This is a genomic window from Pseudomonas sp. 32A (genome assembly GCF_052682255.1).
In genome coordinates this window covers 872,855-888,118 of sequence record NZ_JBQYLY010000001.1, presented here as the reverse complement: position 1 = coordinate 888,118, position 15,264 = coordinate 872,855, and the positions used below count along the sequence as shown (strand labels likewise).

The window sequence follows — 15,264 nt, the reverse complement described above, 5'->3', positions numbered from 1 at the left end:
ACAGAGAAGGAAAGCCACCTTGACCCTTCCTTCTCAGGACCGCACTTCATGCCCCAGCAACCGACTCGCCTGACGCCCCTCGCCCGCACCCTGCGCCACTTGTTGCTGGGGGCCAGCCTCAGTTTCAGCGCCGTGCCCTACGTGATGGCGGCCGATGCCAAACCCTATCGCATCGCCCCTACATCACTTGAAGCGGCGTTGAACCAGTTTGGCCGTGAAGCCGGCGTGCTGATTTCGTTTGGCTCGGACGTGACCGCCGGCGTGCAAAGCCACGGCCTGTCGGGCAACTACACCGCTGAAGAAGGCTTGAATGCGTTGCTCAAAGGCACCGGCCTGCAAGCCCGTGCCGAGGGCAACAACGCCTTCAGCCTGCAACCGGCGAATGCTCCGGCCACCCTCGAATTGGGCACCTCCAACGTGGTCGGCGACTGGCTGGGGGACGCGGCGCAAACCAACGTCTTCGAGCACCCGGGCGCCCGGGACGTGATCCGCCGCGAAGAATTCGAACGCCAGGGCGCCACCCAGGCTCGCGATGTGCTCAACCGCATTCCCGGGGTCAACGCTCCGGAAAACAACGGCACCGGCAGCCACGACATGGCGCTGAACTTCGGCATTCGCGGGCTCAACCCACGCCTGGCCTCGCGCTCCACGGTCTTGATGGACGGCATCCCGGTGCCGTTCGCGCCGTATGGCCAGCCGCAGTTGTCGTTCGCGCCCATCAGCATGGGCAACATGGACGCGGTCGACGTAGTACGTGGCGGCGGCGCCGTGCGTTATGGCCCGCAGAACGTCGGCGGTATCGTCAACTTCGTCACCCGCGCGATTCCCGACGCGCCGACGGTGAAAGGCGGCCTGCAGACCGAAACCAGCCCGTCCTCCAGCCATGATGGCTTCAAGACTACCGGCAACCTGCTGGCAGGCGGCACCGCAGATAACGGCCTGGGCGGCGCCATCCTGTACTCCGGCACCCGGGGCGGTGACTGGCGCGAAAACAGCGACACCCGCATCGACGACCTGATCCTCAAGGGCAAATACCAGCTGGACGACGCCAACAGCTTCAACGCCATGGCGCAGTACTACGAAGGCAAGGCCGATATGCCCGGTGGTTTGAGCACCGCGGCCTACAAGGCCGACCCGTATCAATCCACCCGCCCCTACGACCAGTTCTGGGGTCGCCGCACGATGTTCAACGCCGGTTACCGCTACCAGGAAGATCGCAGGGAATTCACCGTCAACAGCTTCTTCACCACCACGCTGCGCAGCGGTTACCTGGACCAGGGCAACTTCCTCTCCCTGTCGCCCCGCGAGTACTGGGTGCGCGGCCTGGAAACCCGCTTCGCCCAAGGCTTCGACCTCGGCCCCACCAGCCACGAAGTCGGCGTAGGCTATCGCTACATCAACGAAGCCGGCCACGAAATGCGCTACCGCACGCCAATTACCGCCAATCAGCAACTGCCCACCACCGACAGCCGCAACGACCGCGACACCCGGGGCAGCACCGAAGCCAATGCGTTCTTCGTCGATGACCGGATTGATATCGGCAAATGGACCATCACCCCGGGCATCCGCTACGAGATGATCGAGTCCCAGCAGACCAACAACCTCAGCAACGTCAAATACAAGGGTGACTACAACACCGCCCTGCCGGCGTTGAACGTGCTCTACCACCTGACGGACGACTGGAACCTCTACGCCAACACCGAAGGTTCGTTCGGCAGCGTGCAGTACAGCCAGATGCCCAACCGCGTGACCAGCGGCGAAGTGAAACCGGAAAAAGCCCGCACCTGGGAACTCGGTACCCGTTACGACAATGGCACCCTGCGGGCCGAAATCGGCGCGTTCCTGATCAACTTCGACAACCAGTACGACAGCAACCAGACCAACGACACGGTGATTGCCCGTGGCGAAACCCGTCACCAGGGCATCGAGTCCAGCATCAACTATGCCCTCGACGGCTTGAGCCCGGCGCTCGCCGGTTTTGATGTGTACGCCACGTACGCCTACGTCGACGCCACCATCCGTGAAGATGGCCCGAACAAAGGCAACCGCGTGCCCTTCTCCTCCAAGCACAAAGGCACCCTGGGTGTGGGTTACACCGAAGGTCGCTGGAAGTTGAATGTGGACAGCAGCTACCAGAGCAGCCAGTTCGCCGACAACGCCAACACTGAAGCAGAAAGTGCTGATGGCAGCACCGGACGCATCCCTGGCTACATGCTGTTCAGCAGCCGCGCGGCGTACGACTTTGGCCCGCAACTGTCGGATTTGAACGTGGCGGTCGGTGTGAAAAACATCTTCAACAAGCAGTACTACACCCGCTCGTTTGACGATAACAACAAGGGCAAATACGTCGGCGAGCCGCGCACGCTGTATGTGCAGACGTCCATCGCGTTCTGATCAGCTACCCGCCAGGCACGAAGGTGTGCCGGCCACCAACGCGTCGATGGCGCACCGGGTCTTGGCCGGCATGTGCGTCGCCGTGGGCCAGATGACATGGATCGGCATCGGCTGCTCGCGGTGGCCCGGCAGTACCGCCTGCAGTTGCCCACGCAGTACGTAGTGGGCGATCAGCCAACTGGGCAACCAGGCCAGACCGACCCCGGCGATGGCGGCATCGGCCACGGCCTGCAGGTCGTCCAGGATCAATGGCGAGGCCACCCGCTCCCGGTTCGAGGGATTGCTGCGATAGGCAATGCCTCGATGCCCGGCCAGGTCCGCGATGGATTCGATTCGACCGGTTCGCTGCAGGTACGCGGGCGACGCCGCCAGGGCAATCGCCTGTTCGCCGAGGCGACGTGCACTCAAGCGATCGGTGTCGGGCAATGCGCCAATGCGCACCGCCAGGTCGAAGCCTTCCTGGGCCAGGTCGATCAATCGGTCTGAGAAGGAAATCTCGATTTCCAGTTGCGGAAAATGGTCCATCAGCCCCCACAACGCCGGCGCCGCATAGTGGTGGCCGAACGCCAAAGGCAAGCTGGCCCTTAACCGTCCACGAGGCTGCTGGCGGCCACTTTCCAGCACGGATTCGGCGGCTTCCAACTCCGCCAGCGCGCGCAGGCAATGCTCGTAATAGGCCTGCCCGTCCTCGGTCAAACGCTGGCGCCGGGTAGAGCGTTGCAACAACGACGTCCCCAGCCGCGCTTCCAGACGCGCCAAGCCTTTGCCCACCGCCGAGCGCGTGAGGTTCAACCGTTCGGCGGCCTCCGTCAGATTGCCGCTTTCGACGATCTGCAAAAACAGTTCAACACCATCAAAACGCGGAGTGGCCATGGTCGTTTGTCGCCCTAAATTCCCTTATTGCAGGAAGAAGTATCGCTAATAAAGAATCATATTCCCGTGAAAATGACATCTTCCCCCATCGAAAGGAAGAGGCCATGTCATCCGACGCCGTTGTATCCGCCATCCACCCGCCGCGTACCGCCAGAGACGGCCTGGCGCTCACCGCCGTGTGTCTGGTGGCGCTGATGTTCGGACTGGAGATTTCCAGCGTGCCGGTCATCCTGCCCACCCTCGAACAGCAACTGGGCACCGGCTTCCAGGACGCCCAATGGATCATGAATGCCTACACCCTGGCCTGCACCAGCGTGCTGATGGCGGCGGGCACACTGGCCGATCGCTTTGGCCGGCGGCGCATGCTGGTGCTGTGCCTGTGGGTATTCGGGCTGGCGTCGCTGGCCTGTGGGCTGGCCAATGATGCGTCTACGCTGATCGCCGCGCGTTTCGTCCAGGGCGTGGGTGGCGGGGCGATGATGATCTGCCAGTTCGCGATCCTGTCGCACCAGTTCCGCGAACCGGCGGCCCGGGCGCGAGCCTTTGCGGTGTGGGGCGTGATCGCGGGTGTGGGCCTGGGCTTCGGGCCGATGGTGGGGGCGTTGATCCTGGCGGTCGCGGATTGGCGCTGGGTGTTTTTGGTGCATGTGCCGCTGACCTTGTTCACCTTGGTGTTGCTGCGCATCAGCGTGCAGGAGTCCCGCGACCCGGCGGCCCATCGCCTCGACATCGCCGGCATGGCCACCCTGACCCTGGCGGTGTTCGCCCTGGTTTACTTCATCACCCAGGGCACCGAGAGCGGCTTTGCCACCCCGGCGATGCTCGGTTGGGCCGGGTTATCAGTGGCCAGCCTGCTGTTGTTCGTGGTTGTCGAGCGGCGCAGCCCACATCCGATGTTCGATTTCTCGGTGTTTCGCATCCCGCGCTTCAACGGCGCGCTGATGGGCTCGATCGGCATGAACTTCAGCTTCTGGCCCTTCATGATCTACCTGCCGCTGTATTTCCAGGCCGGCCTGGGCTACGACACGATGCTCACCGGGCTCGCCCTGCTCGCCTACACCCTGCCCACGCTGGTGGTGCCGCCGCTGGCCGAACGCCTGGCCCTGCGCTACGGCGCCGAACGCATCATTCCGTTGGGCCTGAGCCTGATGGGCGTGGGTTTTGTCGCCATGGGCGCGCTCAACCATAGCGACCAGCCCAGCGTGGTATCGATCCTGATTGCCTGTGGGATTGCCGGCAGCGGCTTGGCGTTTACCAACTCGCCCACCACCAACACCACCACCGGCTCAGTCTCATCCGACCGCGCGGGGATGGCCTCGGGCATCGACTTCAGCGCACGGCTGATTACCCTGGCACTCAATATCGCGCTGATGGGGTTGGTGTTGATACTCGGGATCGCTCACTACCTGGCGGGCGTATTGCCCGACACGGCGCAGTTGGCCAACCTCAGTCAGGACATCGCCGCCGGCAAGCTGGAGGTGTTGCCGCAGGGCTCGTTGATTGCCCAGGCCGCGCTACGCAACGGTGCCGGTTGGGCCATGTTGTACGCAGGCTTGGGCGCGTGCGCACTCTCGGCCTTGAGCGCCTGTTTTTTCCGGCGCAGCCCGTGCTGAGGCTTTAAACGAAAAACGGGCCTGCATCTGCAGGCCCGTTTTCAGTGGGGTTGAAAAAAGTATCAGCTATCAGCCGTTAAGCGCAGCCTGTTCGTTTTCCAGGAATTCCTCTTCAAGCTCGGCCTCGTCGGCCTTGGTAGTGGGCAGGCTTTGACCCGCGGCGCGTGGTTTGCCGCGCAGTTTGCCGTACAGATGCTCCAGGGCATGCTCCAGCTTGGTAGCTGCGCCATCGATCGCCTGTTCCAGCGTATCGGCTTTATGGAGGACCGAAATCGGTTGATGGCCTTTTGGCCGTGCTTCCAGTCGGCAACTCAGATCGTGTGGACCGGGCTTGTCACCGTTCTCGTCCCGCAGGTAAACCTCGACGCGGGTCAGATCTTCTTCATAACGTTCGAGCGTGCTCTCAATGGTGGTACGTACCCACTCCTCCAGTCGGATGCTGCTTTCAATATGGTTATCGCTATTGACTTGGATTTGCATAGTTTTCCCTTATTTCAGCTAGCTCGCCGAAGGCCATTCCTGCTTCACCGGATGGGTGAAAACCATGACCTCCTGATTACACAATTGAGCAGACGGAGGAACATTTCAAGCCCTTTGCAAAGATAAATCCCACATTACAAATTAACCCTGACTACAACCAAAAACGCTGTTAGGGTGGGGAGTTGGTTACATCTTCTTACCGCCGACTTCCTTACAATTGCCCCTCTCCCAAGGGGTGCAATCCGCGAAAAATCCCCGCTTCCTCTACCAGCCAGTCATGCACCGCCCGCACACCCGGATGGCTCAGCGCCCCTGGTGCGTACAGCAGCACGTAACGTTTGTGATTGGGTACGGCGAGGCCGAACGGCACGATCAAGGTGCCGCGTTCCAGTTCGTCATTGAGCAAGGTTCGCCGGGCAATCGCCACGCCCATGCCGGCAATCGCCGCCTCGATGGTCAGGTGGTTGCGGTTGAAGGTATGCCCACGCCGTACGTCGGCGGCGTCATAGCCGATGGCGTTCAGGTAGAACTCCCACTCCGCGTACTCATAACTCCCACGCCAGGCGGTGATGTCGTGCAGCAGCGGGAAATGCACCAGGTCGGCGGGGCCATGCAGCGGCGGTCGCCCGCGCAACAGGCTCGGAGCGCACACCGGGAAGATCTGCTCATCCAGCAGGGCTGTGGATAACAATCCAGGGTAACTGCCGTCGTTAAGGTCAATGGCCAGGTCGAAGTCGCCCTCGTGCAAGGCGATGCTGCTGTCTTCGGCGACCATGCGCAATTGGATGTCCGGGAAGCGCTGCTGCAAACGTGGCAGGCGCGGCGTGAGCCATTTGCCGAGAAACGACGGAATCGAACGCAGGCGCAAGGTGCCGCTGATCATCCCGGCATCCAGGCGCTGCAACTCGGCATCAATGCTGCCATAAGCCTCGCCCACGGTAATCGCCAACCGCTGGCCTTCTGCGCTCAGCTCAACCCCGCGCGCCCGTCGATGGAAGAGCCGGAAGCCCAAACGCTCCTCCAACTGGCGAATTTGCTGGCTGACAGCGCCCGGGGTGATGTGCAGTTCTTCCGCGCAACGGGTGAACGACAAATGCCGTGCCGCACAGGAAAAAACGTGCAACCAGACGTAGGTCTGGCCATGAAGCGGGCGAGCCATAGGGTTTAGTCCTGCTAAAGGGTGTCTTAGGATAATTCGTTGGTCACTGCCGATCCAGAGGCTCAGTATCGCGCCAATTCCGCTTGTCCTACAAAACATGGCAGCGATTCCTACTCCATTGCTTGTAAGGGTTTAGCATGGCTATCAGTGTTTTCGATCTATTCAAGGTAGGCATTGGTCCTTCCAGCTCCCATACCGTGGGCCCGATGCGGGCGGCGGCGACCTTCGTCCAGGCGCTGACTGACCAGCAATTGCTCGACGAAACCCGTCGCGTAGAAGTGCGCTTGTACGGCTCGCTGTCCGCCACCGGCGTCGGCCACGCCACCGACCGCGCCTGCGTGATGGGCCTGATGGGCGAATGGCCAGACAGCATCGACCCCACCAGCATTGGGCCTCGCATCCAGCAATTGCGCGAGTCCGGCCAATTGCTGCTCGGCGGCAGCACATCGATTGCCTTCAACTGGCAACACGACCTCCTGCTGCTGGACGAAAGCCTGCCCTACCACCCCAACGCCATGTCCCTGCACGCCTACGGCGAAAACGGCCTGTTGAGCGAGCAAACGTACTACTCGGTGGGCGGCGGTTTCATCATCGAAGCGGCGGAAGCCGAATCCGGCATCGCGCCGACCAGCGAAGTGCAATTGCCTTACGACTTCTCCAGCGCCGTCGAACTGCTGGCCTTGTGCAACAAGCACGGCCTGCGGGTTTCCGAACTGATGATGGCCAACGAACGGGCCTGGCGCAGTGACGCCGAGATCCGCAGCGGCCTGCTGCATATCTGGTCGGTGATGCGCGAATGCGTCGAACAAGGCCTGCGCCACGAGGGCATCTTGCCCGGCGGTCTGGATGTGCCACGGCGCGCGGCGAAATTGCACCGCAGCCTGTTGGAAATCGGTAAACCCAATGTCATCACGTCGACCTTGTCGGCGATGGAATGGGTCAACCTGTTCGCCCTCGCCGTCAACGAAGAAAACGCTGCCGGTGGACGCATGGTCACCGCGCCAACCAATGGCGCAGCGGGAATCATCCCGGCGGTGCTGCACTACTACATGAAGTTCAACCCGGACGCGTCCGACGATGACGTGGTGAATTTCTTCCTGGCTGCCGCCGCCGTCGGCATCCTCTGCAAGAAAAACGCCTCGATCTCCGGCGCCGAAGTCGGCTGCCAGGGCGAAGTGGGTTCCGCCTGCGCCATGGCCGCCGCAGGTTTGGCCGACATACTCGGTGCGTCTCCGGAACAACTGGAAAACGCCGCCGAAATCGGCCTGGAACACAACCTCGGCCTGACCTGCGACCCGGTGGGCGGCCTGGTGCAGGTGCCGTGCATCGAGCGCAATGCCATCGCCGCGGTCAAGGCGATCAACGCCACGCAAATGGCCCTGCGCGGCGACGGCAAACACTTCATCTCCCTGGACCGGGTGATCCGCACCATGCGCGACACCGGCGCCGACATGCACGACAAATACAAAGAAACTTCACGGGGCGGCCTGGCGGTCAGCTGGGTGGAGTGCTGATCGGAGCACTCCTGCCGCCCCAACGTGAGCCCGCGCAAAAATAATAACGAGGCAATAACGATGACCGATGTACGTACACCTGCTGCCGAAAATCCCGCTGTAGACCTGACGCCGACCACCGTTACACAAGGCTGGAACAAACACGACACCACTTGGATGCTCGGCCTCTACGGCACCGCCATCGGTGCTGGCACCTTGTTCCTGCCGATCAACGCCGGCGTGGGCGGCTTCTGGCCGTTGATCGTGCTGGCGCTGCTGGCCTTCCCGATGACTTTCTTCGCCCACCGTGGGCTGACGCGCTTTGTGTTGTCGGGCAAATCCGGCGACATCACCGACGTGGTGGAAGAACACTTCGGCATCGGCGCCGGCAAGCTGATCACCCTGCTCTACTTCTTTGCGATCTTCCCGATTTTGCTGGTGTACAGCGTGGCGCTGACCAACACCCTGACCAGCTTTATGGAACACCAACTGCACATGGCGCCGCCGCCCCGGGCGATCCTGTCGCTGGTGCTGATCCTCGGCCTGATGGCCATCGTGCGTTGCGGCCAGGGCGTGATCGTCAAGGCCATGAGCGTGCTGGTGTACCCGTTCGTCGCCGCCCTGCTGCTGTTGGCGGTGAGCCTGATCCCCAACTGGAACGGCGCGTTCTTCGCCTCCGCCAGCGAAGGCATGCCCCTGCCGGCGTTCTTCAAGACCTTGTGGCTGGCAATCCCGGTGATGGTGTTTTCCTTCAACCACTCGCCGATCATCTCCGCCTTCGCCGTCGACCAGAAACGCGTGTACGGCCCGCAGGCCGAGCGCAAAAGCAGCGGCATCCTGGCCATGGCCCACAGCATGATGGTGCTGACGGTGATGTTCTTCTGCTTCAGTTGCGTGCTGGCCCTGTCGCCGGCTGACCTGGCCGCCGCGAAGGCGCAGAACATCTCGATCCTGTCGTACCTGGCCAACCACTTCCAGACCCCGGTGATCGCCTACGCCGCGCCGTTGATCGCGCTGGTGGCAATCACCAAATCCTTCCTGGGCCACTACATCGGCGCGAGCGAAGGTTTCCAGGGCCTGATCGTCAAATCCCTGCGCGGGCGTAACCGCAGCATGTCGGCCAAGTGGCTGGAGCGCTGCACCGCGCTGTTTATGGTCCTGACCTGCTGGGCCGTCGCCACCTTCAACCCGAGCATCCTCGGCATGATCGAGACCATGGGCGGGCCGATCATCGCTTGCCTGTTGTTCCTGATGCCGATGTACGCCATCCGCCGGGTGCCATCCTTGCGCCAGTACTCGGGCCAGGCGTCCAACGTGTTTGTGGTGTTGGTCGGCTTGATTGCGCTGTCTGCGATCGTTTTTTCCGTGATGCCCTGAAACGGATCACCGCGCGCAAAAACACCGCCAACCCAATGTGGGAGCGGGCTTGCTCGCGAAAGCGGTCCTTCAGCCGAGTATTCATTGGCTGACACACCGCATTCGCGAGCAAGCCCGCTCCCACAAGGGTCATTCGATGGCAGGCAGATTGCTGTACGGCACGCCCTTTGCTGTACAGCTACTGAGGAAAACGGACCTTGTGAAAGCCTCAGCGAGCGAATGGCCGGCGGTCAGGAAACGCGAACTAATCCCGACACCGGTCGTCAATGACTGCATGTTCTTATCAGGCGGTAACGCACCATGGACAACCCTTTTCAGATCATCACCGACACCTTCTCCCCGAAATACCGGGTCAATTTAAGCATCCAGCGGCTGGACGGCAGCATCATGCTGACCCTGTCCGATGAAGACGGCGTCGTGGCCAAACGCATGATCAGCGCCGAACAACGCAACGACCCACAGCGCCTGAAACGGCTGGTGCAGAGTGTGCAATTCGGGATTGCGATCGAACAGGGGCATAGCGCGATCGAGATATTGGCGGTGATGACCGATGGGGACAGTCACAAAGTGTTGCAGCGGCCGCCCGTCACCAGGCCGCCGCTGAACGTCGGGTTCTAAACCTCGCCTTTCTCTGTTTCAAGGCTCGCTTCGCCCTTGCGGCGCGGGCCTTCGACCTTCACCGACGGAAACGCCGACGACGCATACCGCACCACCAGAATCGCGAACGCCAACAGCAGAATCCCACCGCACAGGTAGATGATGCCGAGGTCGGGCGGGTTGTGGTGTGAGACGTTGGAGATCAGCAAGCGGGTCAGCGCAGTGATCGCCACGTAGATCAGGAAGCGCACGGGCATGAAAATTAACTGAACACGATACAAGGCCTATCGCCATCACATTGTGCTCGTGTTAATTTCAATCATGCTCAGAAGGCCGTATTCCCTTTAATAATTTCATGGGTAATGATCGAACAGAAGGACAATCTCAATAGCACCAAATCAATCTTATCACCAAGATAAAATAAAAACTTATAAAATGTTAAGGGACCAATATGACTAAAGACACAAAGTACGAGTTAATTCTTCCAAAATCAGACAACACACTTAGCGATATAAAGTCAAACTCTCAAAGCATTCTCCTAATTGGAGCAAACGGATCAGGTAAAACTCGCCTAGGTGCTTGGTTTGAAATGAAATCCCCCCAACTCAAATCAATACATCGAATTTCAGCTCAAAAATCCCTCGCAATGCCAGACTCCATTACCCCTGTCTCTATAGAGCGTGCAGAAAAAGACTTATTATTCGGACATGCTGACAGCCCCGAGGGACAGGGACAAATTTATAGAGAGGGAAGTAGATGGGGTGGGAAGCCCGCGATATCAATGTTGAATGACTTCCAAAAGCTTATGGTTTACTTGTTTTCAAACGAAACAGAGGAAAATGCGAAATTTAAAATTCTGCAAAAAAACAATAACCAGAGAATTGAGCCTCCCCTTACAAAGCTGGACTTAATAAAAGAAGTTTGGGAAAAAATATTACCGCACAGAGAGCTTATAATAGGCGGACTTAGAATTCAAACAAGAATAAGAAACTCTCCTGAAAAAATCTATAACTCATCAGAAATGAGTGACGGCGAAAGGGTAATTTTTTATTTGATAGGCCAATGCCTAGCTGCCCCTAAAGACGGCATCATTGTGATAGACGAACCTGAATTACACCTACACAAATCAGTACAGATACCTCTATGGGTTGAAATTGAAAGACTAAGGCAGGACTGCTTATTCATCTACTTAACACATGATGTAGATTTCGCAGCAGCGAAGGAAAATTCAAAACGGATCTGGATAAAATCATTCGACGGCCAACATTGGGACTGGGAAGAACTGGTCGAAAATGACCTTCCAGGTGGTCTCCTATTGGAGGTTCTAGGTAGCAGAAAACCCGTTGTATTTGTTGAAGGCGATAATGGAAGTCATGATATTTCATTATACCGAGCAATTTTACCCTCCTTCTTGGTGATACCTCGAGGAAGTTGCACACAAGTAATACAGTCAGTAAAAGCATTCAAATCAAATGTACAACTTCACAACCTCTCAGTATTTGGAGTTATCGATAGAGACAGAAGAGTCCAAGCTGAAATCTCCGCTCTAGAAAAAGACTCAATCTATGTACTAGATGTAGCCGAAGTCGAGAACCTATTTTGCACAAAAGAAGTACTGAACATTGTAAGCTCTCGACTCTCCAGAGACCCCGCAGCAGATTTCAAAAAAATTTCAACCTCTGTATTTAAAAAACTAAAGACCGAACTAGATACGCAAATATCTTTACGCGTAGCTGGGGAAATAAAATTCAAACTAAATTTCTTCAATGAAAAAGCAAAAGGTGAAAAACAGTTAACTCTTGCCCTTAAGGAACTACACGAAAGCATTGATATCAGTTCATTGTATCAGGAGACATCCCAAGCATTTAACGACTTAATAAGCAAAAGCGACTATAAAAAATTACTCATGTTCTACAATAGAAAGACCCTCTCAGCACAAATCAGCACAGAATTAGACCTGGCAAATGGCGGACTTCCAGAACTAGTTGTCAGATTAGCACAAACAGACTTAAACCACGAAATTACAAATGCACTAATAAACTATTTTGGAAACTTTAAAAAAATCGCACTAACACCGCCATAACAACCCATTTAAGAGCATCGCGAGTCAGGTTGGGACTGGCCAACTACGCCAGTCCAAATTATCCATAGATCGCTACAACTTAATATATTGATATATTACAGAACCCCCAAACCAAACATTAACCCCATTATGCCCCCAAATAAATTTCCCATTCAATAAACCTTTAAAACTTTAAGTATTCCTATACGCAGCAGCGCCCACTGAAGACAACATTTTAAAGTTCGCCTTTCTCCGTTTCCAGGCTCGCTTCGTCTTTACGTGGCGGGGCCTGGACCTTCACCGACGGAAACGCCGACGATGCATACCGCACCACTAGAATCGCGAACGCCAACAGCAGAATCCCACCGCACAGGTAGATGATGCCGAGGTCGGGCGGGTTGTGGTGTGAGACGTTGGAGATCAGCAAGCGGGTCAGCGCAGTGATCGCCACGTAGATCAGGAAGCGCACCGGCATGTGGTTGGTCTTGAAGTAAATCCCGACCATCGCCCCCAGTTCCAGGTAAATGAACAGCAGCAAGATGTCATCGATCTTGATGTGCCCCGTTTCCAGCATCCCCAGAAACTCCATCACCGCTGCATAGGCGGTCACCGCACCAATGGCGAACAGCGCCAGGTAGTGGAAGGTCTCGACGAACAGATTTCCCAAGGACTCGGCCAGTTGGTGCACGGTCTTGCGCAGGTTTTCAGCCCAGTTGATTTTCACGATGATGCTTCCTTAGGTCGGCTCGACCGGATAATGCGGGTTGGACGTGACGGTTTCTCTGCATGCAGAAAAAAGGCCAGGGAACAGGAAGTGAGATGGTGGCGGGGTGATATGAGGCACTTATCTTGCTGCTTGATGATCGTTCCCACGCTCTGCGTGGGAATGCCGCCCCGGACGCTCCGCGTCCCATGCCCAATGGTTTCGAGTAGAGATGACGCGGAGCGTCACGGTATGCATTCCCACGCAGAGCGTGAGAACGATCCGTGGTGGTAGGGTGACATTAGGCACTTATCTTGCAGCTCGATGATCGTTCCCACGCTCTGCGTGGGAATGCCGCCCCGGACGCTCTGCGTCCCATGCCCCATGGTTTCGGGTAGAGGTGACGCGGAGCGTCACGGTATGCATTCCCACGCAGAGCGTGGGAACAATCCAGGTGACCGGGTGATTTAGGTCAGGTCGGGGCGACTTGATCCAACGCTTGATCGACCAATAACCCACTCATTTCGAGCAGTTGGTGGATCGCCAGAAGCAAACTTCGCTGCGGGCCCTCAAGCTCAAAAGCCAGGCTGCTGGCCATTTCACGGGCACTGTTCAAGGTTTCGCAGGCATTGGCGAGTAACGTTTCCGTGTCGGCATTGGGCGTAACGCTGAAAAGAATCGAGGAGGGTTCGGGAGGTGGTTCAGGTGTTTCAGGGCGCAGATAGTGATCAATGGCGCGGTTGGCTGCGGCTTGAAGACGGGTGTCAGTGTGTGAATCGTAAGGGGGACTCGGGGTAAGCTTTTTCATGGCACAGACTCTTTCGTATTAAGGGCCGTCCCCATCTGCCGCCAAGCAGATTAGGTGACGGATTGCACAAGGTTGGCGGACCGGTACGAAAGAAGAAAACCGGCACCCCGAAGGGTCCATGCGCAACCCGTCATGACACAGGAATACAAACGCCAGGAAGCGTCTGCAATCTTGTTGGGACGTTGTTACGCCTTTCGTTACCGAGCCGCCAAGCCCGTTCGCTGCATTTGCAGCGCCCGAGGAAGGTAAGCGAACGGACGAAACCGGCGCAACCCCGGCAAGTTGTCAGAAATTTCTCTTGCTGCAAACCCCCGGATTCCAACTACATTGAAAAGCCACTACCCAAAGCCCATGGATTGGCTTATGCTTTTAGCTGTATATAAATACAGTAGTCGCGAGAACGCTTGGCGACACCCGAACCAAGGGCAACTCCCTTCAATACTGCACCGATGACGAGGCCGAAAAATGGCTGTTGAAACCCTGTATCGCAGTACCCGTGACCTGGAGACTACATTCGTGGATCGCAAACTTGCCGACGCACACGACCAGATGCTTGAACTGGCAGAGTCCCTGATGGAAGTGCTGTTGAAAAACGTCGAAGGCTTGAGCGAGAAGCAGGCTGAAGATGCCGGTATTTTCATGGCCAAGAACCGCGCGGCGTTTGCGGCGGCGTTCAAGAACAATGCGAGTGCATTGGCGGAGATTGGGCAGCCAGCGGCTGAGTGATGCATTGCCGGTAGTGGCGAAAGGGCTTGCTGTGGCCAAGGGCGCTTGCTTGTAGCGAGGGAACTTGTTGTGGCTAGGGAGCTTGTTGTGGCGAGGGAGCTTGCTCCCTCGCCACAACAAGCTCCCTAGCCACAGGTTATGCGTTGATGCCCTTTACCTGTGTCATACCTGCCACAAGGTCTTCCCGAAGAACGTCAACGTCCGGTCCCACGCCAGTTGCGACCAAGCGGCATCGTATTGCGTATCCGCAATACGCCCATCGCCAATCGCTGTCTCGTTGGCAAACGCATGACGCGCCAGGTAGCGATGGAACGTCGCGTCCACACCGGCTGCGTGCAGTTTCGACTCCAGCTCCGCCACGGTGTCAATGTTGAAGAAGGCATCCTGTGTGCCCCAGTGCCCAATCAGCGGCGCCTTGATCTTCGAAGCATCCAGATACTCCAGCGGCGGGAAGCCGTACCACACCACGCCCGCAGCCACTTCCGGAATCGCGTTCAACGCCAGCAACGTCAACGCCCCACCCATGCAATAACCGGTCACGCCGACTTTTTTCGAATCTGCCTGCAAGTACTGCACGGCGCCCTTGATGTCCTGGGAAACCGCGTCACCAAAATCCAGGCCATCCATCAAGTGATGGGCTTCTTCCTCTTCTACCGTGGATGCACCGCGATAAAGGTCCGGTACCAGTGCCCGGTAGCCGCACTCGGCCAAGCGATTCGCCACGCCCTTGATCTGGTCGTTGAGGCCCCACCATTCCTGGATCACCACAATTGCTGGAGAACCTTCGAGTACCGCCGGGCTGGCCAGGTAGCCGTTGACGTCAGCGCCATCCGGGCGTTTGAAGGTGATCATGCGCCCGCTGGAGCGCCCTGCTGTTTGTTTGGACATGCCAACCTCTGTCTCGGGATTTGAGAAACCTAGCGTTCAACCACAATAGTAAAGTGCACGGCTACGTGGGTGTAACCATCTATTTCCCACG

General features: G+C 57.8%; 13 protein-coding genes and 1 pseudogene. 7 read left to right on the top strand and 7 right to left on the bottom strand.

What is annotated here, in order from left to right; all coding sequences use genetic code 11:
• Positions 1-48: 48 nt before the first annotated feature.
• Complete coding sequence (gene fecA, locus ACUN0G_RS03990; protein ID WP_063033068.1) at positions 49-2,394, top strand: TonB-dependent Fe(3+) dicitrate receptor FecA; 2,346 nt, start codon at positions 49-51, stop codon at positions 2,392-2,394.
• Here the strand turns inward: fecA and ACUN0G_RS03985 are convergent, their stop codons facing one another.
• Positions 2,395-3,267 carry a LysR family transcriptional regulator gene (locus ACUN0G_RS03985; RefSeq protein WP_445572737.1) on the bottom strand — a complete coding sequence of 291 codons (873 nt, stop codon included), beginning with the start codon at positions 3,265-3,267 and terminating at the stop codon, positions 2,395-2,397.
• 104 nt (positions 3,268-3,371) lie between these two features.
• Here ACUN0G_RS03985 and ACUN0G_RS03980 point away from each other — a divergent pair, with 104 nt between their 5' ends.
• The gene (locus ACUN0G_RS03980; protein ID WP_445572736.1) at positions 3,372-4,880 is read left to right on the top strand and encodes an MFS transporter; all 1,509 of its coding nucleotides are present in this window, start codon (positions 3,372-3,374) and stop codon (positions 4,878-4,880) included.
• A gap of 69 nt (positions 4,881-4,949) precedes the next feature.
• Here the strand turns inward: ACUN0G_RS03980 and ACUN0G_RS03975 are convergent, their stop codons facing one another.
• Together ACUN0G_RS03975 and ACUN0G_RS03970 are read right to left on the bottom strand one after the other, a co-directional pair.
• Entirely contained in the window at positions 4,950-5,360 is a 411-nt protein-coding gene (locus ACUN0G_RS03975; protein WP_017476049.1) for an HPF/RaiA family ribosome-associated protein, read from the bottom strand.
• 211 nt (positions 5,361-5,571) lie between these two features.
• Positions 5,572-6,519, bottom strand: a complete 948-nt coding sequence (locus tag ACUN0G_RS03970) for a LysR substrate-binding domain-containing protein (protein ID WP_010176953.1) — start codon at positions 6,517-6,519, stop codon at positions 5,572-5,574.
• A gap of 137 nt (positions 6,520-6,656) precedes the next feature.
• On the opposite strand from ACUN0G_RS03970, the gene ACUN0G_RS03965 reads away from it, so the two are divergent.
• The 3 genes from ACUN0G_RS03965 (at position 6,657) to ACUN0G_RS03955 (ending at position 10,007) form a co-directional block, all read left to right on the top strand.
• Complete coding sequence (locus ACUN0G_RS03965; protein WP_445572735.1) at positions 6,657-8,033, top strand: L-serine ammonia-lyase; 1,377 nt, start codon at positions 6,657-6,659, stop codon at positions 8,031-8,033.
• A 60-nt stretch (positions 8,034-8,093) separates the two neighbouring features.
• Positions 8,094-9,389, top strand: coding sequence for a serine/threonine transporter (locus ACUN0G_RS03960; RefSeq protein ID WP_076017626.1), 1,296 nt, complete (start codon positions 8,094-8,096; stop codon positions 9,387-9,389).
• 300 nt (positions 9,390-9,689) lie between these two features.
• Positions 9,690-10,007, top strand: a complete 318-nt coding sequence (locus ACUN0G_RS03955) for a DUF3509 domain-containing protein (RefSeq protein ID WP_445572734.1) — start codon at positions 9,690-9,692, stop codon at positions 10,005-10,007.
• Here the strand turns inward: ACUN0G_RS03955 and ACUN0G_RS03950 are convergent.
• A pseudogene (locus ACUN0G_RS03950) lies at positions 10,004-10,243 on the bottom strand (phosphate-starvation-inducible PsiE family protein); the annotation flags it as partial. The gene ACUN0G_RS03955 and the pseudogene ACUN0G_RS03950 sit on opposite strands and share 4 nt — an antisense overlap.
• A gap of 194 nt (positions 10,244-10,437) precedes the next feature.
• On the opposite strand from ACUN0G_RS03950, the gene ACUN0G_RS03945 reads away from it, so the two are divergent.
• Positions 10,438-12,069: a DUF4435 domain-containing protein gene (locus ACUN0G_RS03945; protein WP_445572733.1), complete on the top strand. Its 1,632-nt coding sequence runs from the start codon at positions 10,438-10,440 to the stop codon at positions 12,067-12,069.
• Positions 12,070-12,283: 214 nt separating this feature from the next.
• On the opposite strand, the gene ACUN0G_RS03940 is transcribed toward ACUN0G_RS03945, so the two are convergent.
• Entirely contained in the window at positions 12,284-12,772 is a 489-nt protein-coding gene (locus ACUN0G_RS03940; RefSeq protein ID WP_219273871.1) for a phosphate-starvation-inducible protein PsiE, read from the bottom strand.
• Positions 12,773-13,223: 451 nt separating this feature from the next.
• A complete protein-coding gene (locus ACUN0G_RS03935) occupies positions 13,224-13,559 on the bottom strand; it encodes a DUF6124 family protein (protein ID WP_445572732.1) in 336 nt (111 codons plus the stop codon).
• A 465-nt stretch (positions 13,560-14,024) separates the two neighbouring features.
• Here ACUN0G_RS03935 and ACUN0G_RS03930 point away from each other — a divergent pair, with 465 nt between their 5' ends.
• The gene (locus ACUN0G_RS03930) at positions 14,025-14,285 is read left to right on the top strand and encodes a YebG family protein (RefSeq protein WP_003212789.1); all 261 of its coding nucleotides are present in this window, start codon (positions 14,025-14,027) and stop codon (positions 14,283-14,285) included.
• 162 nt (positions 14,286-14,447) lie between these two features.
• On the opposite strand, the gene ACUN0G_RS03925 is transcribed toward ACUN0G_RS03930, so the two are convergent.
• Positions 14,448-15,173 carry a dienelactone hydrolase family protein gene (locus tag ACUN0G_RS03925; protein ID WP_445572731.1) on the bottom strand — a complete coding sequence of 242 codons (726 nt, stop codon included), beginning with the start codon at positions 15,171-15,173 and terminating at the stop codon, positions 14,448-14,450.
• Between the last annotated feature and the right edge of the window lie 91 nt (positions 15,174-15,264).